The organism is Dactylosporangium sp. NPDC050688, from assembly GCF_040654515.1.
Taxonomy (GTDB): domain Bacteria; phylum Actinomycetota; class Actinomycetes; order Mycobacteriales; family Micromonosporaceae; genus Dactylosporangium.
Genome location: NZ_JBFAIC010000035.1, coordinates 1 through 26,996, shown reverse-complemented (window position 1 = coordinate 26,996; position 26,996 = coordinate 1). Strand labels below are relative to the sequence as shown.

Annotated in this window: 25 protein-coding genes; 8 read left to right on the top strand and 17 right to left on the bottom strand. The window is 69.6% G+C overall.

Going from position 1 to position 26,996, the window contains the following annotated elements; all coding sequences use genetic code 11:
• Nucleotides 1-24: 24 nt before the first annotated feature.
• Genes AB0H83_RS29120 through AB0H83_RS29085 form a run of 8 tightly spaced genes read right to left on the bottom strand, consistent with a single transcriptional unit; the run spans nucleotide 25 to nucleotide 9,056 of the window.
• Nucleotides 25-1,068 carry an oligopeptide/dipeptide ABC transporter ATP-binding protein gene (locus AB0H83_RS29120; protein WP_360099962.1) on the bottom strand — a complete coding sequence of 348 codons (1,044 nt, stop codon included), beginning with the start codon at nucleotides 1,066-1,068 and terminating at the stop codon, nucleotides 25-27.
• A 23-nt stretch (nucleotides 1,069-1,091) separates the two neighbouring features.
• Entirely contained in the window at nucleotides 1,092-2,147 is a 1,056-nt protein-coding gene (locus tag AB0H83_RS29115; RefSeq protein ID WP_360099960.1) for an ABC transporter ATP-binding protein, read from the bottom strand.
• A complete protein-coding gene (locus AB0H83_RS29110; protein WP_360099958.1) occupies nucleotides 2,144-3,028 on the bottom strand; it encodes an ABC transporter permease in 885 nt (294 codons plus the stop codon). The genes AB0H83_RS29115 and AB0H83_RS29110 overlap by 4 nt, the downstream gene beginning before the upstream one ends.
• Nucleotides 3,021-3,965, bottom strand: coding sequence for an ABC transporter permease (locus tag AB0H83_RS29105; protein ID WP_360099956.1), 945 nt, complete (start codon nucleotides 3,963-3,965; stop codon nucleotides 3,021-3,023). Before AB0H83_RS29105 ends, AB0H83_RS29110 begins: the two co-directional genes overlap by 8 nt.
• A 58-nt stretch (nucleotides 3,966-4,023) precedes the next feature.
• Entirely contained in the window at nucleotides 4,024-4,827 is an 804-nt protein-coding gene (locus AB0H83_RS29100; RefSeq protein WP_360099954.1) for an amidohydrolase family protein, read from the bottom strand.
• A gap of 20 nt (nucleotides 4,828-4,847) precedes the next feature.
• The gene (locus AB0H83_RS29095; protein ID WP_360100096.1) at nucleotides 4,848-6,932 is read right to left on the bottom strand and encodes an acetate--CoA ligase family protein; all 2,085 of its coding nucleotides are present in this window, start codon (nucleotides 6,930-6,932) and stop codon (nucleotides 4,848-4,850) included.
• Nucleotides 6,929-7,858: an acyl-CoA dehydrogenase family protein gene (locus AB0H83_RS29090; RefSeq protein ID WP_360099952.1), complete on the bottom strand. Its 930-nt coding sequence runs from the start codon at nucleotides 7,856-7,858 to the stop codon at nucleotides 6,929-6,931. The genes AB0H83_RS29095 and AB0H83_RS29090 overlap by 4 nt, the downstream gene beginning before the upstream one ends.
• A gap of 46 nt (nucleotides 7,859-7,904) precedes the next feature.
• Complete coding sequence (locus AB0H83_RS29085; RefSeq protein ID WP_360099950.1) at nucleotides 7,905-9,056, bottom strand: acyl-CoA dehydrogenase family protein; 1,152 nt, start codon at nucleotides 9,054-9,056, stop codon at nucleotides 7,905-7,907.
• Nucleotides 9,057-9,670: 614 nt separating this feature from the next.
• Here AB0H83_RS29085 and AB0H83_RS29080 point away from each other — a divergent pair.
• Nucleotides 9,671-11,173: an ABC transporter substrate-binding protein gene (locus AB0H83_RS29080; protein WP_360099948.1), complete on the top strand. Its 1,503-nt coding sequence runs from the start codon at nucleotides 9,671-9,673 to the stop codon at nucleotides 11,171-11,173.
• Nucleotides 11,174-11,317: 144 nt separating this feature from the next.
• On the opposite strand, the gene AB0H83_RS29075 is transcribed toward AB0H83_RS29080, so the two are convergent.
• From AB0H83_RS29075 to AB0H83_RS29065, 3 genes are all read right to left on the bottom strand, one after another.
• A complete protein-coding gene (locus AB0H83_RS29075) occupies nucleotides 11,318-11,767 on the bottom strand; it encodes an SRPBCC family protein (protein WP_360099946.1) in 450 nt (149 codons plus the stop codon).
• A 92-nt stretch (nucleotides 11,768-11,859) separates the two neighbouring features.
• Nucleotides 11,860-12,255: a hypothetical protein gene (locus AB0H83_RS29070; protein ID WP_360099944.1), complete on the bottom strand. Its 396-nt coding sequence runs from the start codon at nucleotides 12,253-12,255 to the stop codon at nucleotides 11,860-11,862.
• Between the two features lie 127 nt (nucleotides 12,256-12,382).
• Nucleotides 12,383-12,964 (bottom strand): sigma-70 family RNA polymerase sigma factor, encoded by a 582-nt coding sequence (locus tag AB0H83_RS29065; protein WP_360099942.1) that lies wholly within the window; start codon nucleotides 12,962-12,964, stop codon nucleotides 12,383-12,385.
• A 345-nt stretch (nucleotides 12,965-13,309) separates the two neighbouring features.
• Between AB0H83_RS29065 and AB0H83_RS29060 the strand changes: the two genes are divergently transcribed.
• Nucleotides 13,310-16,180: an AAA family ATPase gene (locus AB0H83_RS29060; RefSeq protein ID WP_360099940.1), complete on the top strand. Its 2,871-nt coding sequence runs from the start codon at nucleotides 13,310-13,312 to the stop codon at nucleotides 16,178-16,180.
• Between the two features lie 85 nt (nucleotides 16,181-16,265).
• Here AB0H83_RS29060 and AB0H83_RS29055 read toward each other — a convergent pair whose 3' ends face one another.
• From AB0H83_RS29055 to AB0H83_RS29040, 4 genes are read right to left on the bottom strand one after another with little or no spacing between them, the layout of a single operon-like run.
• The gene (locus tag AB0H83_RS29055; RefSeq protein WP_360099938.1) at nucleotides 16,266-17,591 is read right to left on the bottom strand and encodes a hypothetical protein; all 1,326 of its coding nucleotides are present in this window, start codon (nucleotides 17,589-17,591) and stop codon (nucleotides 16,266-16,268) included.
• A 4-nt stretch (nucleotides 17,592-17,595) separates the two neighbouring features.
• The gene (locus AB0H83_RS29050) at nucleotides 17,596-18,600 is read right to left on the bottom strand and encodes a sugar transferase (protein ID WP_360099936.1); all 1,005 of its coding nucleotides are present in this window, start codon (nucleotides 18,598-18,600) and stop codon (nucleotides 17,596-17,598) included.
• Nucleotides 18,601-18,639: 39 nt separating this feature from the next.
• Nucleotides 18,640-20,526, bottom strand: a complete 1,887-nt coding sequence (asnB, locus tag AB0H83_RS29045; protein ID WP_360099934.1) for an asparagine synthase (glutamine-hydrolyzing) — start codon at nucleotides 20,524-20,526, stop codon at nucleotides 18,640-18,642.
• Nucleotides 20,527-20,569: 43 nt separating this feature from the next.
• Complete coding sequence (locus AB0H83_RS29040; protein ID WP_360100093.1) at nucleotides 20,570-21,349, bottom strand: WecB/TagA/CpsF family glycosyltransferase; 780 nt, start codon at nucleotides 21,347-21,349, stop codon at nucleotides 20,570-20,572.
• Nucleotides 21,350-21,663: 314 nt separating this feature from the next.
• Between AB0H83_RS29040 and sigJ the strand changes: the two genes are divergently transcribed.
• From sigJ to AB0H83_RS29015, 5 genes are all read left to right on the top strand, one after another.
• Entirely contained in the window at nucleotides 21,664-22,614 is a 951-nt protein-coding gene (gene sigJ / locus AB0H83_RS29035; RefSeq protein ID WP_360099932.1) for an RNA polymerase sigma factor SigJ, read from the top strand.
• 89 nt (nucleotides 22,615-22,703) lie between these two features.
• Complete coding sequence (locus tag AB0H83_RS29030) at nucleotides 22,704-23,873, top strand: FAD-dependent oxidoreductase (RefSeq protein ID WP_360099930.1); 1,170 nt, start codon at nucleotides 22,704-22,706, stop codon at nucleotides 23,871-23,873.
• 78 nt (nucleotides 23,874-23,951) lie between these two features.
• The gene (locus AB0H83_RS29025; protein ID WP_360099928.1) at nucleotides 23,952-24,290 is read left to right on the top strand and encodes a metalloregulator ArsR/SmtB family transcription factor; all 339 of its coding nucleotides are present in this window, start codon (nucleotides 23,952-23,954) and stop codon (nucleotides 24,288-24,290) included.
• Nucleotides 24,287-24,763, top strand: a complete 477-nt coding sequence (locus AB0H83_RS29020) for an SRPBCC domain-containing protein (RefSeq protein ID WP_360099926.1) — start codon at nucleotides 24,287-24,289, stop codon at nucleotides 24,761-24,763. Before AB0H83_RS29025 ends, AB0H83_RS29020 begins: the two co-directional genes overlap by 4 nt.
• Nucleotides 24,764-24,774: 11 nt before the next feature.
• Nucleotides 24,775-25,392 carry a dihydrofolate reductase family protein gene (locus AB0H83_RS29015; protein ID WP_360099924.1) on the top strand — a complete coding sequence of 206 codons (618 nt, stop codon included), beginning with the start codon at nucleotides 24,775-24,777 and terminating at the stop codon, nucleotides 25,390-25,392.
• A gap of 101 nt (nucleotides 25,393-25,493) precedes the next feature.
• On the opposite strand, the gene AB0H83_RS29010 is transcribed toward AB0H83_RS29015, so the two are convergent.
• Both AB0H83_RS29010 and AB0H83_RS29005 read right to left on the bottom strand, forming a co-directional pair.
• Nucleotides 25,494-25,826, bottom strand: a complete 333-nt coding sequence (locus AB0H83_RS29010) for a hypothetical protein (RefSeq protein WP_360099922.1) — start codon at nucleotides 25,824-25,826, stop codon at nucleotides 25,494-25,496.
• 46 nt (nucleotides 25,827-25,872) lie between these two features.
• On the bottom strand, nucleotides 25,873-26,220 hold the full coding sequence (locus AB0H83_RS29005) for a hypothetical protein (RefSeq protein ID WP_360099920.1): 348 nt from the start codon (nucleotides 26,218-26,220) through the stop codon (nucleotides 25,873-25,875).
• A 215-nt stretch (nucleotides 26,221-26,435) separates the two neighbouring features.
• Here AB0H83_RS29005 and AB0H83_RS29000 point away from each other — a divergent pair, with 215 nt between their 5' ends.
• Complete coding sequence (locus tag AB0H83_RS29000; RefSeq protein WP_360099918.1) at nucleotides 26,436-26,798, top strand: DsrE family protein; 363 nt, start codon at nucleotides 26,436-26,438, stop codon at nucleotides 26,796-26,798.
• Nucleotides 26,799-26,996 lie beyond the last annotated feature (198 nt).

The window sequence follows — 26,996 nt, the reverse complement described above, 5'->3', positions numbered from 1 at the left end:
CCTGGCGGACGCCGAGGCCGCCGGTCACGGCTGCACGGCACCGATGCGGGTGAGCTGCTCGGCGCCGGCCTGCGCTGCATCGGCGAAGTGGCACGCAACCGTGTGACCGCTGGCGATCTGGTGCAGGACCGGCGTCTGCGTCGTGCACTTGTCAGGGTTGCCGAGCGCCGCGCGAACGAAACACCGAGGGTTGAACGGGCAGCCGGACACGGGCTTGTCGGGGTCCGGCAACTCCCCGGCCAGCACGATGCGTTCGCGGCGGCGCTCCAGGACAGGATTCGCGATGGGCACTGCCGAGAGCAACGCCTGCGAGTAGGGGTGCGCAGGCCCGCTGAAGAATTGCTCCTTGGGGGCGACCTCCATGACCCGGCCCAGATACATGACCACCACGCGCTGCGCGATGTGCCGGACGACGCCGAGATCGTGGGAGATGAACAGGTACGAGCTGTCATGCTCGGCGCGCAGTCTCACCAGCAGGTTCAGGATCTGTGCCCGGACGCTGACGTCGAGCGCCGATACGGCCTCGTCCAGCACGATCAGTTTCGGGTTCAGCGCGAACGCACGCGCGATCGACACTCGTTGCAACTGTCCGCCGGACAGCTCGTGCGGGAATCGATCGAGGTGGCGTTCGTTGAGCCCGACTTCTGCGATCAGACGCTGGACCAGCTGGGTGCGCGAGTGGGGGTCACCGATCTCGTGGATGTCCAGCGGTTCGCGCAACGAGAATCCGACCGGCTTGCGCGGGTCGAAGCTCGAATACGGATCCTGGTGCACCAGCTGCATATGCGGGCGCACCTTCCTGAGTTCCCGGCGGTCCAGGCCGGCGACGTCACGGTTCTGGAAGATGACCCGGCCACTGGTGACCTTCTGCAGCAACAGCATCACCCGCCCGAGCGTCGACTTTCCGCAGCCGGACTCACCGACAAGGCCGACGGTCTCGCCGCGGAACACGTCCAGATCGACCCCGTTGAGCGCGCGGGCAGCCGGCGCGCTACGGCCGAGCAAGGACCGTCTGGCGAAGTGCACGTGGATGTCACGACCGGCCGTGAGCGGCTCCGCAGCGGTCATCGGCGGGTGGTCGTGTGGAATGCTCATAGCTGCTTGCTCCCGGACCCGTCGGCCGTGTAATCCGTCGGCCGCCCGGCGACCAGCGGCGTGGTCTGTTTGCTCCAGCATGCCGCCCGGTGCGAACGGCGCGCGCCGTCGATCACCTCGAGTGCTGGATCGTCGGTCTTGCAACGCGCGACCCGCGCGGAACAGCGCGGCTCGAACGGGCAGCCCGCCGCACCGGCTCGCATCTCAGGCGGCTCGCCCGGAATCGCATAGAGCGTCTCAGCCGTCGGGCCGGCGACGTTGGGCACACACTGCAGCAGGCCGCGGGTGTAGGGATGCGCGGGCCTGGCGAAGAGGTCGTCCACCGGGCCCTCCTCGACGACCCGGCCCGAATACATGACGGCGACCCGGTCGGCGATCTGCGCGACCACCCCGAGATCGTGCGTCACCAGGACCAGCGCCATGTCCCTGTCGGCGGCCTGCTCGCGCAACAGCTCGAGGATCTGGGCCTGGATCGTCACGTCCAGCGCGGTCGTCGGCTCATCGGCGATGAGCACCGACGGGTTGCAGCTCAGCGCCATGGCGATCATGACGCGCTGGCGCATGCCGCCGGAGAGTTGGTGCGGGTACGCGCCGAGGCGGCGCCTGGTCATCGGCAGGCCGACCGTACTGAGCACTTCGAGCGTGCGATCAATGACGTCCTGACGGCGCAAGCCGGTGTGCCGGCTCAACGCCTCACCGATCTGGTCGCCGATCGTGAGCACCGGATTCAGGGAACTCATCGGGTTCTGGAAGATCATGCCGATCTCCTTGCCCCGGACATCCTCCATCTCGCGGCTGTTCAGTGTCAGCAGCTCGCGGCCGGCGAGCCGCACGCTGCCGCCGGTGATCCTTGCCTGGTCGGCGAGCAGACGCATCACGGCGAGCGCCGTGGTCGACTTCCCGCATCCCGACTCGCCGACGATGCAGAGCGTCTCGCCGGGCTGTACCGCGAAGTTGACGGCGTTGACCGGTTGGATCACGCCGCTGCTGGTCTGGATCTGCACCACGAGATCCGAGACCTCCAGTGCTGCGCCGGAGCCGTTGGCCGTCATGACGACCGCCGTTCTCGCGGATCAGTGATGTCTCGCAATGCGTCACCCAGCAGGTTGAAGGCCCCGATAGTGATCAGGAGAACTGCCGAGGCGAAGGCCACCTGCCCCGGCGAGACCAGCATGAACTGCTGGCCGTCGCTGATGATGTTTCCCCACGACGGGTTCGGAGGTTTGATGCCGACGCCGAGATAGCTCAACGACGCCTCGATCAGGATGGCGTACGACAGGTTCACCGTGAACTGCACCAGGACCGGCGCAAGGACGTTGGGCACGACATGACGCAGAATCATCCTGCGGTCGCTGGCTCCCGCGCAGCGCAGCACCTCGATGTACGGTTGCGTCATCACACTCAACGCAGGTGCTCGGGCGACGCGTGCGAATCCCGGGATGAACACGATGGTGATCGCGATGATGACGTTGCTCGTCGATTGGCCCAGGACCGCGATCATCAGCAGTGCCAGCAGGATGGCGGGGTAGGCGAAGAGCACGTCCATGAATCGCATGACGGCGTTGTCGCGCCATCCGGAGTAATAGCCGGCGATGACCCCGAGCAGGGTGCCGATCACCGCCGACAACGACACCGAGACCAGGCCGACCAGCAGGGAGATCCGGGCGCCGTACAGCAACCTGGAGAACAGGTCACGGCCCAGCGAATCGGCACCGAACCAGTGCGAACCGCCGGGGTTGGCGAGGCGGGCGTCGGCGTCGATGTCGTTCGGTGGGTACTGCGCGATGAGTGGGGCGAACACCGCCGCCAGTGTGATCAGGAGGACGACGATCGCGGCGGCGAACCCGACCCGGTGGCGGAAGAGCCGCAGCAGGAAGGCGCCGAGGGCCGTTGTCCGGAAGGGGCGACGGGTGCGTGTCGAGGTGTCAGGCACGACGCAACCTCGGATCCACGACGATGTACAGCACGTCGCTGAGCAGATTCGCCAGAACGAACACGAGCGCGAGGAACATGACCGTCCCGGTCACCATGGGATAGTCGCGTTGACCGATCGCGCGCAGCAGCAGGCTGCCCACTCCCGGCTGCGAGAACACCGTCTCGACGACCACGGTCCCACCGAGCAGGTAGCCGATTTCGATGCCGACCGACGTGACGACGGGAAGGAGCGCGGTGCGCAGCGCATGATGGGTGGTGACTCTGCGCCGGCGCACGCCCTTCGCCAGAGCGGTCCTGATGAAGTCCTGCTTGGCGACTTCGAGATAGGACGATCTCGTCATCTTCAATGTCACGACCATCATGGCGATCGACAGCGTCACCACCGGGAGGCAGAGATATCGCAGCTGCTCCACGATGCCGCTGCCCTCGGGTGCCACCCCACTGGACGGCAGCACCTGCAGTTGCACGGCGAAGAGCAGGATCAGCAGGATGCCGACCACGAACGTGGGCACCGAGATGCCCACGACGGCGAACGCGCGCGCGAGCAGATCGGCGGGCTTGTCGCGCCGGCGGGCGGCGAGCACCCCGAGCGGGATCGCGAAGATCATGGCGAGTGTCAACGCACCCACCGAGAGTTTGAGCGTGTACGGGAAGGCGGTGGCGATCTCCGTCGTCACCGGCAGCTCCGACCGGATCGAGGTGCCGAGATTCCCGGTCGCAAGATCCCGTAGCCACTCCCAGAACTGGGTCGCCAACGGCGCGTCGAGGCCCAGCTTCTCGCGGAGGTCCGCGGCCACGGCCGGATCGTAGTTCTCGCCGAGGATCTCGCCGACCGGGTCGCCGGGCACGACCCGGACGAGGAAGAACGTCACGACAGCGACGCCGAGGATGATCGGGATCATCCCGAGGAGCCGCCGGACGATGAGGGTCACCATGGGCCCGCGCACCACCCTTCGCGCGCCGCGACGTCAGCCAGCACGTCCGTGCCCACGGTCACTCCCAGCCCAGGATGGAAGAGATGCCCCGGCCCATGACCCACTCGAGATCCTCGTCGGACAGGAAGCCGAGCTCCTCGGTGAACATCGTGACGGCTTCGCGGTAGGTCCCCCTGAGGCGGGTCAGATCCGTCCCCCAGTACGCGCGCCTGGCACCGAAGGCCTCGATGACGTCACGGATGGGCTGATGAAGGTTGTGGTACGGGTACGCCTGCGTGCTGTGACACGGCAACGCCGAGAGTTTCACCGACACGTTCGGATACTTCGCGAGATCGATGAGTGGGCGGATCTTTGCGGTGACCTCGTCATCAGTGACGTCGACGTAAAGGCCCAGGTGGTCGACGATGAGCTTCGTCTGCGGCCAGGTCTGGGCCACTCGTGCCAGATGTTCGAGCTGATCAGGGGGCCACAGCATGATCGGGATTCCGAGGGCTCCCGCCGCCGGCCAGATCCAGTCGGCGGTCCCGTCACTCAGCCACGAGACCTCGCGCCAGGGCGGGAAGCTGAGCCGGATCCCCCGCATCCCCGGGTGCGACGTCCAGGTCTTGATCATCTCCCGGCTCTCGGGCTTGCTGAGGTTGACGGCGCCCATGACCGCGAAGCGGTCCGGATGCGCCGCCGCCGCGGCGAGCGCGACCTCGTTGCTCTCGGTTGCGCCGGCGACGATGACGGCGCGGTTGACGCCCGCTTCGTCCATCTCCCTGAGGGCCTCGTGGGCCTGCAGGAAGCGCTGGCCGACCTTGGCGGCTCGCGTCTCCTGCCCTGGTCGGTGGAGATGGATCTGAGAGTCGGTGATTCGCATCGTTGCTGCTCCTGGGCTCGTCAATCCACGACGATGTCTGCGGCCAGCACGTCGTCCGGCGTCACGATCAGCGGGTTGATCTCGATCAGCTCCCGGGAAGCAAGCTCCCCGCCGACGAAGCTGGTGATCAGGGTCGACAGGACGGCGAGCACCTTCTCGCTCGCCTTCGGCGTCAGGTGGCAACGCTGGTGCAGGAACAACCGCACCGCGTCGTGGTCAGCCCCGGTGAGCGGCGTGAGGGCGGTGATCTGTTCCTTGCGGGTCTCCGGCTCGTAACCGCCGACCCCCACGACCACCATCGGGCCGATGATCGGTGCGCGTCGCAACCCGATGAACAGCTCCTGACCCCAGGTCATCTCCTCGAGCAGCACCCCGGCGATCGCGTCCTCGGGCACCTGCGCGTTCCGCAGGATGTCGAGGATCTCCGTCGATGCCTCGGCGACGTCCGCCGCGTTGGTCAAACCCAACTTGACCAGCCCGTACCGAGCCTTGTGCGCCAGGCCGTCGACGGCTGCCTTCGCCACGATGGGCCGGCGAAGGGAGTCGGCCGCTGCGGCGGCCTCCTCGGCGTTGCGGACGACCGCACCGTTCGTCACACCGATACCGAGCTCCTGCAGGATCCGGCGGCCGGCGACGATGTTGAGGACGTCGCCGAGCTCGATGCCTGACGGCGTCTGCGGTGTTCCCGACGGTGGCGGGGCGTCGGTCGTGGCCGCGCCGGTCGCCGGGTACAGTGCCGCGAGCGCGCGTACGGTCGCGCCGATGCCACGGACCAGAACGACATCATCGCCGTGGGTCTGCGTGAACTGCCGGGTCCATTCGGTCCACTCCTGAGTGACGACCGATGCGATCACGGCCGGGACTCCGGTGCGTGCCGCAAGACGTGCGTGCATCGTCAGATTCACCCGGTGCAGGTCCTGGCCGTCACCATCGCCCAGGGGGAAGGAGGTGCTGAACGGTACGAGGACCACACCGACGTTCGCGTCCTCGTACACCGCTTGATAGGCACGCTCGACCGCGTCGCGATCCTTCGGCATGGCCGTGAGGTCGATGGGGTTGGTGATGAACGACCCAGGCCCTGCCACCGCGGCCAGGACGTCCGACGTCTCGGTGTCGAACCCCGGCAGCCGCAGTCCTGCTGCGCCGGCGATGTCGGCCACGAGACCCGCCGTGCCACCTGAGCCGCCGATCACGGCAGCACCGGTACCGGGTCCGCGCCTGGCCTTCTTCAACCTCCGGGCCAGATGCACGTATCTGGCGAGTTCGTCGATGTCGTCCGCCACCATGACGTCGTGGCGGTTCAGGAACGCCGAGACCGCGACCTGGTCGCCGGCGATCGCTGCCGTGTGCGCCGCCGCCACCTGCAGACCCGTCGCTGATCTGCCGAGCTTGACGACAGCGACACGCCTGCCGGCCGCGGCCGCCCGGTCGAGTACACGGCCCAGCCTGTCGACGTCCTGTTCGTCCCGAAAGCCGGCGATGTTCTCCAGATAGCCGCAGATGACGTCTCCCGTGGGGCGGTCGAGACACAGCTCGACCGCCCGGGCGAAGTCGATGGACGCTCCATTGCCCAAAGAAATGGCCAGGTCGACGCCGCAGTCCTCGACACTGAGCGCCTCGAGCATCATGAGCAGCAGCGACCCGCTCTGGGAGATCACGTCCACGTCGCCGGCCCGCAGGCCGTGTGGGATGGGTCCGCCGAGGACACACAGCCCCTTGGCGAAGTCGGCGAATCCGATGCCGTTCGGCCCGTAGACCCGGACGCCGTACCGCTTTCCGAGGTCGTGGAGCTGCTGCTCCAGTGCGATGCCCGCCTCGTCACCGGTCTCGGCGAAGCCGTTGGACACAACCGCGATGTCCTGGACGCCGAGCCGCGCTGCCTCCTCGACCACCGCGGGGCAGGCCGAGGCCCGGACCGCGACGACGACGGCGTCGATGGGAAGGGGAACGTCGGACAGCGACTCCACCAGGGGAATGCTCAACTCGCTCCTGCGCTTGTTGACGCCGTAGATCTCTCCCTGGTAGCCGAACCTGCGCAGGTTCCGGGTGAGCCAGAGCGTCCAGAAGCTGCCCGCGGAGGCCCCGACGATCGCCACCGCACTCATGCGGAACCGTCCCCGGTCTGCACCGCGGCGACAGCCAGCGCCCGCAGCGCCAGCACGTGGCGCTCGTAGAAGTGCAGACCCGCTTCCCACGTGAACCCGATGCCGCCATGCACCTGCACCGAGGTCTGCCACACCGTCGAGCAGTAGCCGAAGCCGTTGCGTACCAGGCCGGGCAGGTCTGCGCCGTCGGCGTAGAGCATGCTGAGGCTGGTGCTGCGCGCCAACTCGTTGGCGATGTGCATGTTGGCGAGGTGGTGCTTCACCGCCTGTTGTGAGCCGATCGGCTTGCCGAACTGGACACGGACGCCGGCGTAGGCGATGGCGCGCTCGAGGGTGACCGTCACGGCGCCGACGGCCTCGGCGAGCGCGAGCGCCGCGACCTCTCGGCGGACGTCCGCTCCGATCGACGACGGGGCAACGGCCCGGGCCACGGGCAGTGACGGAGCGCTGAGGTCGAGCCGCGGCGCTTCCATCGCCACGTCTCCCGCGCCACCGGGCACCTGAGCGACGCAGCGGACTCCGTCGACGCCGCCGAACGGGCTGATCGCGTACCCGTAGTGGTCGCTCCACAGCGCGAAGGTCGCGCCGGCACCGGTCGAGGAGCCGGCATCCGACCAGCGGGAGGTGATCAGGCTGGGCAGGAACGGCAATGGAACGAGGTAACGGCCCCACATCTCGGCGACCGCGAGCAGGTCGACGATGTCCAGGCCCTCGGCGTCGCCCGTTCGTGACTGGCCGGGCGCGGCGAGTCCGGTCCAGCCGTTGTCCACCAACGAAGACCACAACGTCGAGAAGTCACCGCGGAAGAACTCGTCGCCGGGTGGCTGGTGAGCGGGGTCGGGCACGCGACCGCGCACGAGCTTCTCAAGGCCTTCGACGGCGTCGACGGCGTCGTCGGACGGCAGCACCTTGACGGTCGCTGTCATGAGTCAACCTCTCCACGTTGATCGGTCATGGTCGTTGACGCAACGATCACCTGGGAACATTCAGCACCCGCTCCGCCAGGACGGTGCGGTTGATCTCGTTGGTGCCGGCGCCGATCGATTGCTGGCGGGTCGTCATGTACTGCCGCCGCCAGTGGGCGAAGTGCGTGTCACAGGCACTTTCGACACCGGCCTGGCTCAGCTCCTGGGACAGTTCACTCATGGCGATCTTCAGCACGCTGTAGGAGCGATTGGCCTCGCGACCGGACGCCATCTGCTCGATGGATCGGATCGACTGCCACCGCGTGGCGTGCAGGCGGCTGCGGAACTCGGCGAGCCGCTCGTCCGCCCCATGGCCGAGCCCTCGGCGGCAGTTGTCGCACGTCTCGAGGAGCTTGAATTCCTGCTCGGTACTGCCGAGGAAGATCGCGGTCGAGGAACCACGCTCGGCCGAGAGGGTGTTGATGGCGACCTGCCATCCCCGGCCTTCCTCGCCCAGCACACAGTCGGCCGCCGCGACCGCGTTGTCGAAGAAGATCTCGCTGAACTCGCTCGAGCCGGAGATCTGCCGGATGGGCCGGACCTCGATGCCCTCCTGGTTCAGGTCGACCAAGAGCATCGTCAGGTTGTGATGGCGCGACTCTGGGTCGCCCGTCCGGCACAGCAGCAAGCACCAGTCGGCGAGCGCCGAGAAGCTGGACCAGATCTTCTGGCCGTTGATGACGAAGGCGTCCCCGTCGCGTTTGGCCGAGGTGCGCAGGCTCGCCAGGTCGCTGCCGGCGTCGGGCTCGCTGAAGCCCTGGCACCACAGGTGGTCCACGCTCACGATCGACGGCAGGAACCGGTCCTTCTGCTCGGGGGTGCCGTAGGCCATGATGCACGGCCCCACCAGGTTGCGACCCACGCGGCCGGCGAGGCCTTCCGGGGCGCCGGCGTTCCATGCCTCCTCGGCGAGCAGGAAGTCCTCGATGGGGCCCAATCCTCCACCGCCGTATTCGGCAGGCCAGGACAGGCAGGAGAAGCCACCTTCGTACAGCTTCTTGTCCCACGCCACGCGTGCCGCCATGATCTCGGCGTCGGTCTTGCTGTCATCGATGCGGTCGATGCCGACGACAGCCTCGCGCACCCAGGATCTGGCCTTCTCCTGGAAGGCCTTCGCCTCCCGGCTGCTGAAGCTGGTGGCTCGTGCCATCAGGGTCATGAGGGAGCGACCTCCTCGTCGGTTCTTTGATCGGACGTCGTCTTCCGGCACGGCCAGGGCCGCTCCGGCGAGGGCCTTCGGAACTGCGCCGTACGCCTGCAACGCGCGGGCGGCGATGACGACGCGAACACAACCCCGACCCGCGAACTCGACTCCAGTGCTTAAGTGAGGTTAACGACTTGAGAACACTAAGTCCAGGGGTTGGTAGGTTGCGGCCCCGTTTCGGGCGGCGGTCCGCATGGACCGACGCGCCCCGGCCGTGCTTTGCCGCGACCAGTGACGGTTCGGGATTCATGACGCGAATGCCGCGTAGCGCGTCGTCGATGCCACGATCAAGTTAACTGAGAAGTAATACTTGACTACCATAGTTATGGTAGTTACCGTCATCGGCACAGATCCGATGATCAATCAGCGATGCCAGGCAGTTCCGCGTATGCCCCGGCTGTACGCACGTGCCGGCCGTTCAGAGACGGCTGCAGACGCTCTCTCCCGTGCGCCCGTCAGCATCGGGTGCACCCACCTCCTGTGGAGATGACTTGACTCAGAGACTGATTGCCAAGAGATTCCGACGGGGCCGGCGAATCTCCACTGTCGCGGCACTCGGTGCCGCCGCGATGCTGATCGCCGCGTGCTCGAACACGTCCCCGAAAGGCGACTCCAGCGGGAGCGACAACACGCCCAAGGCCGGCGGCACGTTGCGGGTCATGATGTCCGACGAGCCGACGACGACCTGGGACCCGGTGCTGACCAACGCCACCAGCGTGAAGGCCATCGTGACCACCGTGATGGACACGCTGACGGAGGTGGACCTGGCGGGACAGATCACGCCGAGTCTGGCGAAGTCATGGGAGATCTCTCCCGACGGTGTCACGTACACGTTCAAACTGCAGACCGGCGTCAAGTTCTCGAACGGCTCGTCGTTCACCTCCGCTGACGTCAAATACACCATCGACCGCATCAAGAACACCAAAGGCTCGGTCAACGCGGCGCAGTTCGCCGCGATCAACGCGGTCGAGACCCCGTCCCCGGACACGGCGGTGTTGAAGCTGACCGAACCGGACTCGTCCTTGCTCACGACACTCGCCGGCTACACCGCAGCCATGCAGACGCCGAGCGCGGAAGCCACGATCGGCTCCAGCCCGGTCGGCACCGGGATGTTCGCGATCAGCAGCATCCGCAAGGGCATCGGCGTCAAGCTCACCGCGGTCAAGGACTCGTGGCGCGGCGCCCCGCACCTGGACGGCATCGACATCTCGTTCAACGCCGACGCGAACGCGCGGGTCGCTGCCCTCAAGTCGCGCCAGATCGACTTCCTGTACAAGGCACCGTCTGCGACGCTCGAGGTGCTCGAAGCCGACAAGTCCTACGAGCTCTACGGCCGCGACGGAGCGCTCGCCTTCCAGTACCTCCTCGTGAACACCAAGCGAGCACCCTTCAGCGACGATCGCGTTCGGCGGGCCATCTTCCTGGCGCTGAACAACACCAAGATGTCGGACCTGTGCCTGCCCGGCACCTCGGTCCCGCTCAAGGGCGGATTCTTGCCGCCGTCGCACTGGGCCGGCGCCAACGATCCCGCATTCTCCGAGAACATCGACGAGGCGAAGAAGTTGCTCGCCGAGGCGGGATACCCGAACGGTTTCAGCTTCAACCTGAATACGGCCCCTCCGTCGTTCACGCAGCACATCTGCACCTCCCAGGTGATTCAGTCGCAACTCAAGGCGGTCGGCGTGACGGTCACCGTCAACGTCATGGAACCGGCCGTGATCGTGCCGCTGAACGCCAAGGGTGACTTCGACGCGATCGTGTTCGCGGATGGCGGTTCGGTCGATCCGAACTCCTCGTTCGAGAAGCTGTTCGTCTCCAGCGCCGGCTCCAACTTCGTGAAGTACAGCAGCCCGAAGGTCGACAGCTTGGTCAAACAGGCGAAGGCCACGACGGATCGCGCCGAAAGGGCGAAGCTGTTCAAGGAAGCACAGAAAGAGCTGAGCGTGACGGGGCCCTGGTACTTCACCTACATTTACCAGTCGCTCGACGCGACCAGCACCAAGGTGAAGAACTTCGCCTGGAACGGCGGCGTCGATTACCGCACCTGGCGTGACATCTGGCTGGACAGCTAATTTCCGATCTTGTCGGAGGCAGCAGGACGGGCATGACCGCTTCAGAAGATCATCGAGGTTCTCTACACCTTGTTGGTCACTTCTGAAGTGAGTCATGCCCGTATCGCCGTTATCGCTGATCGCCTCGCTGCCGGCTGCTGCCCGTCAGTAGACGGCCGGGACCCGCCGCCGGACGGCGATGTCGGCCAGCCGGGACAGCATCTCGGCGCTGCGTGGACCGAGCAGCGCCGCCTGGACCCGGCGCGGGATGTACCGGCCGATCCCCTCGGTGAGGTCGTACGCCAGCGTCACCCGGGTGCCGGCCTCGACCGATTCGAGGTCCAGCCGTACCGTCGCCGCGCCGAGCGGCCACGCCCGGGCGTGCAGCTCGAGCATCTGTCCCCGGACCACTGCCCGCACCGAGGTCACGTCCGTGATGTGCAGCGGCCACGGCCCGACCTGGTGGTGCAGACGGGTCCCGGCCGCAGGCCAGCCCTCGTCGACGTCCCGTATGTGGGACGCGCCGACCACCCAGCTGGCGTACGTCCAGCCGTCGGCCAGGACAGCGAATACGCGATCGGGTGAGGTGCGGACGAGCTTGCGTCGCTTGGCCACTGCCGTCTCCCTTCGACGCCGGGATCCGCAGTCTTCCCGGTCCTGGCCGGACTAAAGCCCGGCGCCGTGACGTCGCTCGAGCCCGATGCCGATCAAGCATGGATGATCGGGTGCGGGTGGCGGGCGCCGTAGACGCCGTTGTTCACGACCAGCAGCGTCCGCCCGGGCCGGACCGAGCTGATGACGGTCATCTCCATCGCCACATCGTCGGCATGATCCTGCTCGGTGCCGCCCTGTGGTGCATCATCCCCCGCTGGGTGAGCATCGCGCTCATCGTCTCCCAGCCGCTGCACCTCGTCGCGTACGTGGTCCTCGGCATCCAGCCGCTCGACGCGTTCGCCTGGGTGTTGACGGCGGTCGGGTTCGCCGCCTGCTCGGTCGCCGTCGTGCGTACCCCGGACGGCGACTGGGACCTGGCACCGAACGCCGCTGACCAGCAGAACCCTGTCCGACACGCACCGATCGTGGATGCCGCAACGCTCGGGCATCCACGATCGGTCGTCAGCCCGTCGAGGCCCGGCCGGCGAGCTGCCATGCTTCGATGTGCGGTATGTCGGTGTCGAGCACGTATCGGCTGCCGGGGTTGGAAGGCTGTGATCTCGGCTGACGCCGGGGCTACACAGCTTTCCGGCCCAGCACCTGGTCGGCGTCGAGTCCGTGTGCGGAGATGGCGGCGCGCAGCGAGAGCCTCGCGAGGCAGGCCAGCAATCGGACCTTTCGCAGCGGGATGCCCAGTGCCTGTGCCGTCTCTTCCTCGGATCGTTGCTTGAAGTAGAGCTCGATGATGACCGCGCGGGAGTCGGGTCGCAGCCCGGCCATTGCCTGCTCGATGACCTGCGTGGACAGCTGCTGCTCGAGGTCGCGGCGGGGGTCGGCGGTGCCCACCTCCGTCGGGCGCGCTCGGCGAGCCCGGCCGGCGTCGATGGCCGTCTGTCGCGCCATGGTCAACAGCCACAGGCGGAGCGCCCGGATGTCGGTCGAGGCGTCAATGTGCTGCCAGGCCCGCCGGATGGTCTCCTGCAGGAGGTCCTCGGCCGCCCGCCGGTCGCCGGAGGTCAGCTGCAGCAGGTGGGAGTACAGGGCCTCTCCGTGCACCGCCTGGAGCTCACGCATCCGGGCGTCGTCCGCGGCGACCTGGTCGCCCTGGTGCGGACTCGGCTGACCCCGCACGACGTCCCTGGTCTTGCAAGCGGTCATGGCAGCCTCCTCGGGTGGCGCGATCACCTCAGCCTCGGCCGAGTTCGCGCGCAGGACATCCGCCAGCACACGTACATGTGATGCATTGACGTTCTTCATTATCTTGAATGATCTTCGACGACGGCCGCGCTACGCATCCGAGGGTCCGGGTCGTGGTGGCGAGCCGACCGCACCGGAATGCGCCCGCCTCGCCTGCCCGCAGACCGCCACCACGCTGCGGAAACGCCGATTCGGCCCGGCCAGGCATGTGGACGTCCAGGATCCGGCGGCTCTGCACATTGTCACGATCTGAGAATCACTTCGGCCTACTTATGAGTACTGTCGAATATTGCTATGGTCATGATCATGAAAAGTGCCGACGATCCGAATGTATGGGTCGGACGATCGGACGAACTGGCTCTGATCCGCGCCGCGCTCGACAACCTCAACCGGGGCAAGGGGGCGATCATCTGGGTCGAGGGCGAGCCCGGCATCGGCAAGTCGTCGCTGGTCGCGCGGGCCCTCGAACGGGCGGATCCGATCGGGTGCCAGGTGTTGCAAGCGACCGCGGACCAACTCACGCAGCAGTTCCCGCTCGCGGTCATGCTGGACTGCCTTGAGGTCACACCTCGCTCAGCGGACCCGCGGCGCGTACGCACGGCGCAACTGCTGCACGAGCGGCGGATGCGGATCTTCGCCGCCGACGAGGCCGGCGATATCGGCGATATCGGATATGCCCAGATAGAACTGCTCGTATCGCTGGTCGACGAGATCTGCGCCGGATCACCGACCGCGATCGTCCTGGACGACGCGCAATGGGCCGACGACGCGTCGCTGCTGGTGTGGCATCGCCTCACGCGCGCAGTGGACCAACTGCCGCTGCTGCTGGTGGCCACCTGCCGGACGGCGCCGCGCCGCTCCGGCGTGCGTGAGCTGCGGTCGGCCGTCGTGCGCCGCGGGGGCACCGTCATCACCCTGGACAAGCTCCCCGACGCCGACGCGACGGCCCTGGTCACGCAGGTCCTCGGGGCGGAGCCAGGGCCGCGGTTGAGCGCGTTGACCGCGCAGGCGCTGGGCAACCCGCTGTATCTTCGCGAGCTCATCGACGCGGTGATCCGGGAGCGCGGCACGGACCGCCCGGCCGGCGCCGACGTGTCGAAGGAGGAGATCGAACGGATCCCGGCCTCGTTCTCGGCGATCGTGGACGACCGGCTGCGCACCATCTCCCCCGGCTCGGCCGACGCGCTGCGCAACGCCGCGTTGCTGGGCTCGACGTTCCGCGTCACCGACCTCGCGGTGGTCCTCGGCAGGACCCCGTCCGAACTCACCGAGCAGCTGATGGACGCCTCAGCGGCCGGGATCGTCGTCGGCGCCGGGACACAGCTGGCATTCCGGCATCCCCTGGTGCGCCAGGCCCTCTACGACGGCGTACCCGCCGCGCTGCGCATCGCGATGCACCAACAGGCCGCGATGGCCCTGGCCGCCGCCGGAGCGGAGCCGCTGCGGGTGGCCGAGCAGTTGCTCGCCTCCGGTGAGCGCGGAAACGCGGCCCTGCGCAGCTGGCTCGCTCAGGCTCATGCCACGCTCATCGCGCGGGCGCCCGCGATCGCGGCCGAGCTCCTGCGGCGGGAGATCGATCACAGTCTTCCCAGCGATGGGGTCGGCGGGGTCCTGGCCCTGGGGTTGACGCGCGCGCTGCTGAGCATCGGGCGGCACGAGGAGGCGGCGGCGCAGGCCGGCCTGGCGATCGCCTCGGCGCACGAGCCGGAACACCGGGCGGAAGCGCACTGGCTGCTCGTCCGCGCGAACTCCTGCCTGGGTCGCAGCGATGCGGCGATGCAGGCGATCCAGCGGGCATTGAGCTGGCCGCAGCTGCCCGACGCCTGGCGTGGCCGGCTGCTGGCGTTGCAGGCGACGTACCAGCGCGCCACGGACGGCGACCTCGACACCGCCGACTCCACGGCCCAGCAGGCGCTGCGCATCGCCGAAACGGCAGCGGACGCGTACGCGACCGCGCAGGCGCTGATCGGGCTGTGGCTCAACCACTCGGTCCGACGCGACCACAAAGGCGCGCTGCAGTGCGTGGACCAGGCCCTGGCCAAGCTCGGCGACGGTCCGGATAATGCCGATCTGCGGGCGTTCGCGGTGGACAGCCGGATCTTCAGCCTCCAGAACCTCGATCGCTGGGCAGACGCCGAGGCGACGCTCAAGCACGCTCGAGAGCTGGAGCAGCGCTCGGGGTACGCCGCCAGCAGCACCCAGATCACCGCTGCGGTCCTTCGCTACTGGCTCGGCCAATGGGACGACGCGCTGGCCGAGCTCGGGCCGGACCCGTCCGAGCTCGGTGAGCTCACCTACACCGGGCTGCGCGAGCCTGGTCCGGTGCTGCTCTGGTACGGCATCGCCGCGCTCGTCGCCGGGCGGCGCAACCAACGACAGGTCGCGTCCGAGTATCTGCGGGCGGGACTGAGCCTGCCGGTCACGACCGTCTCCGATCGCGAGAACCGCGACTTCCTGCTCGCCGCTCAGGCGCTTGCCGCGGAGCAGAACGGTGACGTGTCCCAGGCCCGAGCCGTCCTGTCGGACGGGCTGCGCCGCCGCCCCGGGGAGATGACACTGGTCCACCAGTGGCTGCCCGACCTGGTACGGCTCTGCCTGCTGGCCGGCGACCGGCCGGCGGCACTGGCCGCGGCGAAGCTGTGCGGTGCGGAGGCCGACGCGGAATCCGAGCCGGCGCGGGCCACGGCCGCGCTCGCCCGGTGCGTGGGACTGCTGGACCGCGATCCGGCTGCGCTGCGCGAAGCGGTGGAGCACTACCGGACCGTGGGCGCGACGCTGGATCTCGCCGGCGCCCTGGAGGATCTCGCCGTGGTCGTCGCCGACCGCGGCAGCGACGCCGAGGCTCGGCTGCTGCTCAACGAGTCCTCAGCGGTGTATCACACGCTGGGCGCGGACTGGGATGTCCGGCGAGCGGACGGACGGTTGCGCCGGTACGGCATCCGCCGCGGCGTGCACGGGCCACGCACTCGGCAGCGCGCCACCGGCTGGGCGGCGTTGACTCCCACCGAGCAGCGGATCGCCGTGATGGTCGCCGAAGGCGCGTCGACGTCCAGCATCGCCCAGACCCTGTTCCTGTCGCGCCGGACCGTGCAGACCCACATCTCCAACATCCTGGCGAAGCTGGGCCTGCACGGCCGGGTCGAGATCGCTCGTGAGGTCTACCGCCATACCGCCTGAGCACTCGGGAACGCACCGGGCCACCGTCCCCGCCGCCGGCCCGGTGAGCCCGGAACCGCAACTCAACGCGCACTGCGAGCTGGACCTAAGCGTTCTGTGCGGCGTCCACGCGGGCCGGCGTGGGCGTCGCGGCCGGTGGACCGAGCCACCTCGACGTGTGGGCGTAGAGGAGCATCATGCAGATCAGCCCGGCGGCGGAGCCGGTGAGCAGGCCCCAGGCGGCGCCGTACAGGCCGCCCCAGGTGGCACCGAGGGTCAGGCCGCTGAGGGAGACGACGGCGAAGACGACGTACTGCAAGAACAGCATCCGGGCCTGGTGCATGCCGCGCATCGCGGCGGTGAACGGCACCTGCACCAGGTAGATCGCGCCCTGCAGGGCGATCGGCAGGGCCAGCGGGGCGGCCTCGGCGAACTTGCGGGTGTGCACCAGGGCGTAGGAGACCACCGGCCAGACGATGAGCACCATCAGCGCGCCGAGAACGGCGAAGGCGATGGCCAGCTGGCGGGTCTGGCGGCGCAGGGTCGCGGCGGCGGCGGCGCCGTCGGGGCCGGGTTCGGCGGCCTCGGCGGCGTGGCGGGAGGCCCGGGGGACGACCAGGCTGGTGATCGCGGTGACGAGGTTCTGGACCGGTTGCAGCTGGACGGTCTGCACGAAGCGGAAGTTGCCCAGGTCGATCTTGGACAGGCGTCCGGCGACGGTGAAGCTGATGGCCAGGACGTGGACCTGGGCGACGACGGCGGTGATGGTGAACCAGCCGGATAGATGGCGGGTCTCGGCCAGCCAGGCCCTGGGGCTGCCCTGCCACGGCAGCCGGCGCTCACGCAGCAGGTAGACGGTGACGCCGGCGGTGGCGCCGACGCCCCAGGCGGTGAGCAGGCCGCCGGCGCTGGAGCTGTGGGTGGCGACCATGACGGCGACCACGACGGCCTGGGTGCCGACCCAGACGAGATCGATGCCGAGGGCCTTGCCCGGGCGGCGGTCGGCGAGGTAGTCGCAACGGGCGGTGTCGTGCAGCATGATCGGGACCATGAACGGCGCCAGCCAGATGAGTTCCCGCAGGTCGATCTCGTCACGGCTGGGCCAGGCCGCCCAGAGCACGACGAAGACGGCGGTGGTGACCACACCGGAGCACAGGGCGGTGGCCAGGCCGTTGCGGGCCAGGCGGGCCCGGTGCTCGCCGTCGTAGCGGGAGGCCAGGGCGAGCAGCACGTCGCCGACAATGGCCCGGTTGAGGTACATCGCGAAGTAGCCGACGGCGAGGGCCAGCACGAGCGCGCCGAAGCGCGCCTTCGACAGCAGGATGCCGCCCAGCAGCGTGTTCGCCGAGTTGGCGGCGGCGATCGCCACCTGGTCGAGCAGGCCGGCGCCGACGAACCGGGAGGCGCCGCGCAACCCCTGCAGGCGGCGCATCCGCTCAGACGTCCTGGGGCCGGCTGGCATGCTCGACCAGCCCCGGCACCTGTCCGTCGACCCGGGTCGCCGGTACCGTGACGGGACTCGACGCGGCGAGCACCGGCTCGTCGTAATGACGCTCGCTGCGGACCGTGCTCAGCACCGCGCGCACGAGCAGCCGCAGGTCGAGCCGCACACTCTGGTGCTCGATGTAGGCGAGGTCCTTCACCAGCCGTTCCTGCGGCGGCATGTGGAACTTCTCGATCTGGGCGATGCAGGCGATGCCAGGCCGCACCGTGTGCCGTTCGGCGTACCCGGGGACCGCCTCAAGGTGGGTGTGGACGAGCACGGTGCGCAGCGGCCGCGGCCCGACCAGGCTCATCGAGCCACTGAGCACGTTGACCAGTTCGGGCAGCTCGTCGAGGTGCCAGCGGCGCAGCCAGCGACCGACCCTGAGCGTGCGTGGGTCCCCCTCGGGCGACACGACCGGTCCGGTGAGCCGTTCGGCGCCGTACTGCATGCTGCGGAACTTGAACTGCCGGAACGTGCGGCCGCCACGGCCGACGGAGTTCTTGGTGAAGAAGATCGGCCCCGGCTCCTCGAACCAGATGAGCAGTCCGATGATCGGCCACAGCGGCAACGTGAGCGCGAGACCGGCGAGGGCGCCGATGACGTCCACGACCCGCTTGCCCCGCGCCTCGCGGCGCATGGTGCAGACCGTGTGGTACCGCAGGACCGCCTGCTGGACCGCGGGCGACGGCGGCGCGTTGTCCTCCACGATCCCCGCGGTGGCGCCGCTGAGCACGATCCCGCCGGCGAACGACCCGGTGATGAGGATCATGGCGGCCCGCGCCGGCACGTCATTCCCCAGGCGCAGCCAGATCCACGGCGCGGCGATCAGCGTCGCGGTGACCACGAAGGCGACCCGGCAGGCCCAGGCCCGAGCCGGCGGGGGAACGGAGGACGTGAGGACGACGGCGGGCAGGAACGCCAGGAACAGCGGGATGAGCAGCACCCAGTGTCTCACGGATTGTTGTACCTCCAAGGAAGGCGGCGGGCGCCGTCGTCATCGGTATGCCTTCTCCTGCTCGGCCCACATGGTGAACATCAGCAGGATCCAGATCTCGCGGGCGTGTTCGGCCACGCCGCTGAGGTGGCGCTCGACGATCTCGTTCACCGCGTCGAAGCGCAGGTAGCCCTGCCGTCGCAGGACGTCACGGGACAGGTAGTCGCCGACCAGCGGCCGGTACACGCCGCGCAGCCAACGCGGCAACGGGGCGTTGAAGCCCTTCTTGCCCATGGCGAGCGTCTGTGGCGGCAGCAGGCCGGTCATCGCCTGACGCAGCAGCCGCTTCGGTTGCCGGCCCGGGAACTTCATCCGGCCCGGCAACGAGAAGGCGAACTCGATCATCGGCGTGGCCAGCAGCGGTACCCGCACCTCCAGGGAGTGCGCCATGCTCACCCGGTCGACCTTCGTCAGTACGTCGTCGGGCAGGTAGACGTGGGCGTCGGTGTACTGGAACCGGGTCAGCCGGTCGAAGCCGGCACCGGCGTCGTAGTGCCCCTCGTGCGTGTCGTACGTGTCGCACAGCTCGGCGAACAGGTCCGGCTGCAGCAGCCGCGCCTTGTGCGCCTCCCGGAACACGACCCGCCACAGGTAGTGGCTGCGGCCGGGTTCCTCGACGGCGTTCTCGACGAAGCGCCGCGCCTTGAAATCGAAGCTCGCCCGCGCGCTGGAGCGGGGCAGGAACCGCAGCAGGCTCGGCACGAGCCGGGCCGTCACGGCGCGCGGCAGGTGGCGGTAGTAGCGGGCGTACTTGTCGGCCTGGTAGGTGAGGTAACCGGCGAAGAGCTCGTCCCCGCCGTCGCCGCTCAACGCCACCGTCACGTCCCGGCGGGCGAGCTGGCACAGGTAGTAGGTGGGCACCATCGACGGGTCGGCGAAGGGCTCGTCGAAGGCCGGCAGGATGCCGTCCACGACGTCGTGCGCCGTCGGCTCGACCACAAGTTCGGTGTGGTCGGTCCCGAACCGGTCCGCGACGAGGGCGGCCCCGCCCCGTTCGTCGTAGGACCGGTCGGGGAAGCCCACCGAGAACGTCTTCAGCGTGGCGTCGGGCCGGGCGCGCCGGGCGGCGGCAACGACGGCGGCGGAGTCCATGCCGCCGCTGAGGAAGAAGCCCAGCGGCACGTCGGCCGCCATCTGCTGGCGGACGCAGTCGACCACGAGCTCGCGCAGGACCGCCGCTGCGCGGGCGGCGGTGAGGTCGGGCCGCCGCTCCACGTCGGCGAGCGCCCAGTAGCGCTGCAGCGTGCACCGGCCGTCCTGCCAGACCAGCGTCGTGCCGGGTTCGAGCTTGCGGATTTCCCGGTACATCGTCCGCGGTGCGGGCACGTACATCAGCGACAGGTACGCACTGAACGCCTGCAGGTCCGGTGTCCGCTCGGGCAGCGCGCACAGCACCGCCTTGATCTCCGACCCGAAGACCAGGCCGTCGGCGCGCTCGGCGTAGTGCAGCGGCTTCACGCCGACCCGGTCGCGGGACAGGACCAGGCGGTGACGGGCGCTGTCGTACAGGGCGATGGCGAACATGCCCTCCAGGTGCCGCGCGAAGCCGGTGCCGTACTCCTCGTACAGGTGCGGGATCACCTCGGCGTCGCTGCCGGAGGCGAAGGTGTGGCCGCGCGCGGCGAGATCCTGACGCAGCCTGCGATGGTTGTAGATCTCGCCGTTGAGCACCGCGTGCACGGAGCCGTCCTCGGACCGCACCGGCTGCCGGCCGTGCAGCACGTCGATGACGGCCAAGCGCCGCACCGCCAGGCCGGCGGTCGCGGTGAGGAAGAAGCCGTCCTCGTCCGGGCCCCGGTGCGCGAGGCTGCGGCACATGGCGCGCAGCCGGTCCTCGTCCACGGGGTGCGCGTCGTTGGCCAGCACCATACCGGTGATTCCGCACATGTGTCCTCCGCCTCGGTCGATCGATGAACAGGGGCGGGTGCGGTCAGACCGGTGCGGGTTCGACCGGCCGGTGCGAGGGCGCGGGCACATACGGCTCCCACACCCCCACCTTCTGCGCGGACAGCCGCACGAGGTACCGGGGGCCGAGGATCAGGTACCGCCGCCACAGCCGGCGCGGCTCGCGGAGCAGCCGCATCAGCCAGGCCAGGCCGTTGCGCTGCATCCAGCGTGGTGCGGGGCGCAGCCGCCCGGAGTGGTAGTCGAAGGCGGCCCCGACCGCCAGCAGCGGCATGGCGAGCAGCGGCCGCATCGCGTGGACGAACGACTCCTGCCGCGGGCAGCCGAGACCGACCAGGACCACGCGGGCCCCCGAAGCGTTGATCCGTTCGGCGATGCGCGCGTACTCGCCCGGTTCGGCGTCGCGGAACCGTGACGGTTCGGCGCCGGCGATGCGCAGCGCCGGCACTGTCCAGGTCAACGCCGCGACCAACCGGTCAACGGTGCGGTGCGTGGATCCGTAGAGGTAGACCGGCAACTGCTCGTCTGCCGCGCGCCGCAGCACCCGGAGGGTCAGTTCCGGCCCGCTCACCCAGTCGCGCAGCCCGACCTGGTGCAGCAGGTTCAGCGCCCACCGTACGGGCTGGCCGTCCGGGGCGACCACGTCGAAGGCGTTGAGCCGGGCGTTGTGCCGCCGATCCGACACGCCGGTCATCACGCCGTGCACGGCCAGCGCAGTCAGGATGAACGGGCGCTGCTGCTGGGCGGCCGCGATCACCCTCGCTACCGCGGTGTCGTAGTCGATGACATCGACCAGAACCCCCATGACGCTGCGCTTTCCCGCGTCGACCAACGATCTTCCTTCCCCTCGCCCCGCGACACGCGCCGATCACCGGACCGGCTCGAGGCATCGAACGCCGGCCTCAACAACGGGATGTCAAGCGCGGCTGTACCCGACCGGTTCTTGATAAACGCGGCGCGCCGGCCGGCAGAGGTGACTTTGCGGGGTGTGTACGGTCGCGCCACCTGCGCTGTCACCTGCCGGTACACCGACTGGCCCGGTGCGTACGACGCGCGGTGGCGGGCCCGGAGCGTCCCGCCGTTCTCAGCCTGGCGAAGCGGAGCACGTACGGTGTTCTCATGGCCCTGACCGTTGGTGACGTTGAGCGGTTCGAGGCGGCGCGGCCGCGGCTGGAGGCCATCGCCTACCGCATGCTCGGCTCCGCGGCGGAGGCCGAGGACGCGGTGCAGGAGACGTTCCTGCGCTGGCAGGGCGCCGACCATGAGCACATCGAGGTGCTCGAGGCCTGGCTGACGAAGGTCCTCACCAACATCTGCCTCAACCAGCTCTCGTCGGCGAGGGCGCGGCGCGAGGTGTACGTGGGTCAATGGCTGCCGGAGCCCCTGCTCCCGGGGGACCCGATGCTCGGTCCGGCCGACACCGTGGAGCAGCGCGAGTCGGTGTCCTACGCGGTGCTCACGCTGATGGAGCGGCTCACGCCGAACGAGCGGGCGGTGTACGTGCTGCGCGCCGCGTTCGACTACCCGCACCGCGAGATCGCCGGGATCCTCGACATCACGGAGGCCACCAGCCAGCAGATCTTCCACCGGGCCAAGCAGCACGTCGCGGAGGGCCGGGCGCGCACGGAGATCGACGAGGTCGCGGCGCGGCGGATCGTCGAGGAGTTCCTGGCGGCCGCCACCAGCGGGCGGACCGAGCCGCTCGTGCGGCTGCTCACCGGGGACGCCGTCTCGATCGGCGACGGCGGCGGGAAGGTGCCGGCGCGGGCGAAGGCGTTCGAGGGTGCCCTCGCGGTGGCGAAGTTCGTGCGGGGCCTGTTCCAACCCGGCGCGGCGAAGCGCGCCGCCGCCGGCGGGTCGCCCGAGATCTACGCCGCGATCGCCAACGGCGGGCCGGCCGTGGTGGCCGTCGTGGACGGGCGGGTCGTCGGGGTCATGTGCCTGGAGGTCACCGCCGGCGGCATCGCGGCGCTGCGCGCCCAGGTCAACCCCGACAAGCTCGAGCGCGCGACCGAGCGCTGGGCGGCCTCCGGCGGGCACGGGAAACCGCTGTTCACCGCCTTCCAGTGAGCATGTGAGCTGCTTCACACCGCATCCCTGTCAGCAAACGGCGGGCCGCCCGGTTCAAGGGGCACACACCGCATGACAGGAGCAGGGACATGCAGCACCGCATCATCGTTCTGGGCGCCGGGTACGCCGGTGCCGTTGCCGCCGGCCGTCTCGCCAAGCGGCTGCGCCGCGAGGACGTCGCCATCACCCTCGTCAACGCCGAGCCGGACTTCGTCGAACGGGTCCGCATGCACCAGCTGGCGGCCGGCCAGACGCTCAAGCCCCGGCCGTTCAGCGCGATGTTCGCCGGGACCGGCGTCGAGCTGCGGATCGGCAAGGTCACCGCCGTGGACGCGGAGCGCCGGACCGTCACGGTCGACGGTGAGGAACTGCGGTACGACACCCTCGTCTACGCGCTCGGCAGCGGCTGGAACGCCCAGGGTGTCCCCGGTACCGCTGAGCACGCCCACGAGCTCGCCAGCCGCCCCGGCGCGCTGCGACTGCGGGACCGCCTGGCCCGCCTCGACGCCGGGCAGCCCGTGGTCGTCGTCGGTGGCGGCCTCACGGGGCTGGAGGCCGCCACCGAGATCGCCGAGGCGCGCCCGGACCTCAGGGTCGCCCTCGCCGCCCGTGGTGAGCTCGGCGACTGGTTGTCCGTCAAGGGCCGCGCGCACCTGTGGAAGGTCGCCGCCCGGCTCGGGATCACCGTGCACGAGCACACCGCGGTCGCCCGGGTCGAGGCCGACGCCGTCGTCACCGCCGACGGCCGTACCATCCCGGCCGCGGTCACGGTGTGGACCGCCGGGTTCGCGGTCCACCCGATCGCGCAGGGCAGTGGCCTGGAGGTCACCGACACCGGCCGGATCGTCGTCGACGGCACCATGCGGTCGGTGTCCCATCCGCAGGTGTACGCCGTCGGCGACGCCGCCTACGCCATGGGCGCCGGGGACAAACCGCTGCGGATGTCGTGCGCGTCCGGCACCCCGATGGCGTGGCAGGCCGCCGACGCGATCGCGGCGCGGCTGACCGGCGGGAAGCTTCCGAACGCCCCGCTGCGCTACTTCAACCAGTGCGTCTCGCTGGGCCGCAAGGAGGGGCTCATCCAGTACGTGACCGCCGACGACCGCGCCGTTTCCGCGGTCCTCACCGGCCGGCTCGCCGCGGTCTACAAGGAGCTGATCTGCAAGGGCGCGGCCTGGGGCATCGCCAACCCGACCCTGGGAATGCCCACCCGCCGGCGCCCCGTCACCGTGCGGCACCCGGCCGGGGCGGCGGTGTAGCCCTACGGGTCCGGGCAGTCCACCACCCCGACACTTAGCCCTTGCGCTAAGTGTCGGGATGCGGCAATACTAAGCCGCATGGCTCAGTATTCGGCGCAGCTCGACGGTGTGCTCGTCGCCCTCGCCGACCAGACCCGGCGGGCCGTCATCCATCGCCTCGGCCGCGGGCCGGCGAGCGTCGGCGAGCTCGCCCGCGAGTTCCCGATGGCGCTGCCGTCGTTCATGAAGCATGTGCGCACCCTCGAGGCCAACGACCTGATCCGCACCGTCAAGTCGGGCCGGGTGCGCACCTGCACGCTCAACCGCGAGCGCCTCGCCCTGCTCGACGACTGGCTCGCCGAGCAGCGCCGCATCTGGGAAGGCCGCACCGACCGCCTCGAGCGGTTCGTCATCGACTCCGAAGAGGACCAGCAGTGAACCCCGATCTCGACATCGCCCTGGAACGCACCATCCGCGCGCCGCGCGCCGGCGTGTGGCGCGCGTGGACCGACCCCGGCCGGCTGGAGCAGTGGTGGGTGCCGGCACCGGCCCGGACCCGCGTCGACCGGCTGGACGTGCGGCCCGGCGGCGGGTTCGTGACGCGGTTCAGCGAGGACGGCGCCGAGTTCGTCCCACACATGGACGCCTGCTTCCTCATCGTCGAGGACCTCGAGCGGATCGTGTTCACCAACGCGATCGACAGCGCCTGGCGCCCCGCCGAACCCGACCCCGTGGCGATGACCGCCGAGCTGCGGTTCAGCGATCACCCGGACGGCACGCTGTACCAGATCCTCGTGCGCCACGGCAGTCCGGACGCCCGCGCCCGGCACGAGAAGCTCGGCTTCGCCGACGGCTGGAACTCCGTCACCGACCAGCTCGTCACCCTGGCCGAGCGCGAGGCCGGCCGGTGAGGCTCACGCTCATGCAGTTCGTCACGCTGGACGGCGTCTGCCAGGGGCCCGGCGCACCCACCGAGGACACCAGCGACGGTTTCGCCCTGGGCGGCTGGCTCGTGCCGCACATCGACGCGCAGTTCGTGCAGCAGACCGTCGCCTGGCTGGAGCTGGCCGACGGCCTGCTGCTCGGCCGGCGCACGTATGAGGCGTTCGCCCGCGACTGGCCGCAGATCACCGACCCGGCCGACCCGTACACCGGCCGCATGAACGCACTGCCCAAGTACGTCGTGTCGAACACCCTGACCGAGGCGACCTGGAACCCGACGACGGTGCTGCGCGGCGACCCGGCCACGACGGTCGCCGCCCTCAAGGCCGGGCCCGGCCGCGAACTGCAGATCCACGGCAGTGCCCGCCTCGGCGCCGCGCTGCTGTCGGCCGGTCTGGTCGACACCCTCCGCCTCGTCGTCGCCCCGGCGGTGATCGGCTCGGGCCGCCGGCTGCTCCCCCACCCCGGCGCGCCGGTCGGCCTCCGGCTCACCCGCCACGACGTCACCGCGAACGGGCTGCTCCTGCTCGAATACGAAACCACCGGCCCCGCCCTGGTCGGTACGTACGAAGGCGTCGACGCCACCAGTACCGGCTGACCGCGATCAACGCGAACCGCGACGAATCCGCACCTGCCGGCCCGGTCGAGGTCATCACCCCGTACTTGTCCGCACCGTAGGTACGTCCGGCGGCTGACCGGTCAGCAGCCGCATCCACCGCCGCCGCAGCCGCAGCTCGCCCCGGCCGCGGCGGCGGCCCGCTGGACGCTGCGGCGGCGGTGCAGCCACCACATGCCCAGCGCGGCCACGACGAGGCCGGCGGCGACGGCGAAGAGCGCCTTCTCCAGGATCGCGGCGCCGGCGGTGGTGAGCACGCCTGCGGCGATGAGCAGCGGCAGGGCGCAGCAGGCGGCGCAGGCCACGGCGGCGAGGATGCCGCTGACCTTGCTACGGGTCGGTGGCGTGGTGTCGACGGTGGGCTCGGTGTGCTGGTGCCCGTCGTGGCGGGTCGGCGTCGTCAGCGGCAGGTTCATGTGGGGTCTCCGTCGGGGTGTTCGGCGGTGTCGAGCACCGGCGCGGTCACGGCATGTTCCCGGCCGAGACGGCCGCGGCGCGGCCGGCGAGCGAGGCCAGCACGTCGGCGTACCGGCCCGGGACCTGCACGTCGAGGGTGAGCGCCTCGCCACTGTCAGCCGGCTGCGGGGTCACGGTGAAGGTGAAGAACGAGCAGCACGCGGTCTCCCGGGCGGCGAGGTCCCGTACCGTGGCCTCCAGACCGGCCGGCCCGCTCAACTGCATCCGCGCGTGGTTCGGGGTGACCGTTTCGACGGTGCGCACGGCGGTGGTGAACAGGGTGTCGAACTCGGCCAGTCGGAGCGGCTGCTCGACCGTCGGCAACGTGCACGCGTCAGGGACGACGAAGGACATCACAGGCTCCTGACCTGGTCGTTTCGGCACCACGGCGGTGCCGTACCGCCACGGTAAGCCTGTACCTGGGTACCGGATGCAAGCCGCAGCGCCTGTCCCGCCACGGTGCCGGCGTCCGTGCGGAAATCCGTGCCGCGCACGGATGACCGGTGGCGCCCGCTCGCAACACGCTGATCGTCGACAGCATCATGACTTCGACCGAAAAGGGCACCATCATGCATAAGGCAGTTGTCACGCTCAACACGGGTCTGGAGGACGCCGAGACGGTCACCGTCGCGTTCCTCGTCGCGGTCGGCGCGGCCGAGCAGGGACGACCGACGCTGATGTTCCTGACCAAGGAGGCGGTCCGGCTCGCCACCGAGGGATTCGCCCAGGCCGTCGCCTGCGACGGTTGCCCACCCCTGGCGGATCTCCTCGACCGTTACGCCAAGGCAGGCGGCACGTTCCTGGTGTGCCCGATCTGCGTGCAGGCCCGCAAGGTCGACCCGGCCGGATTTCGGGCCAACGCAGAATCCGGCGGCACCGTGCAGATGTGGCAGTGGATCGGTGACGACCCCGCCGTGACCTTCAGCTACTGACAGGCCAGGTGGTGACGAGCACCTGCGACCGGTTCGAGGTCGCCGAGCCGATCAGCACCGGTTGCCTCGCGCCGTCCACTGCGGGCAGGGCTTCAGCAGCCACGTGCCCCGACAGCCCCAACACGCGCGACGTTGGGCAGGATCGCGCCGGTGCGTTCCCGCTGGTACCCGGCGACGACCCACTCCGGCAGCAGCGAC

Bases quoted from the DNA above. Each gene is read 5' to 3' on its own strand.
- AB0H83_RS29120 (WP_360099962.1), bottom strand. From the start codon at position 1,068: ATGACCGCTGCGGAGCCGCTCACGGCCGGTCGTGACATCCACGTGCAC.
- AB0H83_RS29115 (WP_360099960.1), bottom strand. From the start codon at position 2,147: ATGACGGCCAACGGCTCCGGCGCAGCACTGGAGGTCTCGGATCTCGTG.
- AB0H83_RS29105 (WP_360099956.1), bottom strand. From the start codon at position 3,965: ATGGTGACCCTCATCGTCCGGCGGCTCCTCGGGATGATCCCGATCATC.
- AB0H83_RS29100 (WP_360099954.1), bottom strand. From the start codon at position 4,827: ATGCGAATCACCGACTCTCAGATCCATCTCCACCGACCAGGGCAGGAG.
- AB0H83_RS29095 (WP_360100096.1), bottom strand. From the start codon at position 6,932: ATGAGTGCGGTGGCGATCGTCGGGGCCTCCGCGGGCAGCTTCTGGACG.
- AB0H83_RS29090 (WP_360099952.1), bottom strand. From the start codon at position 7,858: ATGACAGCGACCGTCAAGGTGCTGCCGTCCGACGACGCCGTCGACGCC.
- AB0H83_RS29085 (WP_360099950.1), bottom strand. From the start codon at position 9,056: ATGACCCTGATGGCACGAGCCACCAGCTTCAGCAGCCGGGAGGCGAAG.
- AB0H83_RS29080 (WP_360099948.1), top strand. From the start codon at position 9,671: ATGCTGATCGCCGCGTGCTCGAACACGTCCCCGAAAGGCGACTCCAGC.
- AB0H83_RS29070 (WP_360099944.1), bottom strand. From the start codon at position 12,255: ATGCCCGAGCGTTGCGGCATCCACGATCGGTGCGTGTCGGACAGGGTT.
- AB0H83_RS29065 (WP_360099942.1), bottom strand. From the start codon at position 12,964: ATGACCGCTTGCAAGACCAGGGACGTCGTGCGGGGTCAGCCGAGTCCG.
- AB0H83_RS29060 (WP_360099940.1), top strand. From the start codon at position 13,310: ATGAAAAGTGCCGACGATCCGAATGTATGGGTCGGACGATCGGACGAA.
- AB0H83_RS29055 (WP_360099938.1), bottom strand. From the start codon at position 17,591: ATGCGCCGCCTGCAGGGGTTGCGCGGCGCCTCCCGGTTCGTCGGCGCC.
- asnB (WP_360099934.1), bottom strand. From the start codon at position 20,526: ATGTGCGGAATCACCGGTATGGTGCTGGCCAACGACGCGCACCCCGTG.
- AB0H83_RS29040 (WP_360100093.1), bottom strand. From the start codon at position 21,349: ATGGGGGTTCTGGTCGATGTCATCGACTACGACACCGCGGTAGCGAGG.
- sigJ (WP_360099932.1), top strand. From the start codon at position 21,664: ATGGCCCTGACCGTTGGTGACGTTGAGCGGTTCGAGGCGGCGCGGCCG.
- AB0H83_RS29030 (WP_360099930.1), top strand. From the start codon at position 22,704: ATGCAGCACCGCATCATCGTTCTGGGCGCCGGGTACGCCGGTGCCGTT.
- AB0H83_RS29025 (WP_360099928.1), top strand. From the start codon at position 23,952: ATGGCTCAGTATTCGGCGCAGCTCGACGGTGTGCTCGTCGCCCTCGCC.
- AB0H83_RS29015 (WP_360099924.1), top strand. From the start codon at position 24,775: ATGCAGTTCGTCACGCTGGACGGCGTCTGCCAGGGGCCCGGCGCACCC.
- AB0H83_RS29010 (WP_360099922.1), bottom strand. From the start codon at position 25,826: ATGAACCTGCCGCTGACGACGCCGACCCGCCACGACGGGCACCAGCAC.
- AB0H83_RS29005 (WP_360099920.1), bottom strand. From the start codon at position 26,220: ATGTCCTTCGTCGTCCCTGACGCGTGCACGTTGCCGACGGTCGAGCAG.
- AB0H83_RS29000 (WP_360099918.1), top strand. From the start codon at position 26,436: ATGCATAAGGCAGTTGTCACGCTCAACACGGGTCTGGAGGACGCCGAG.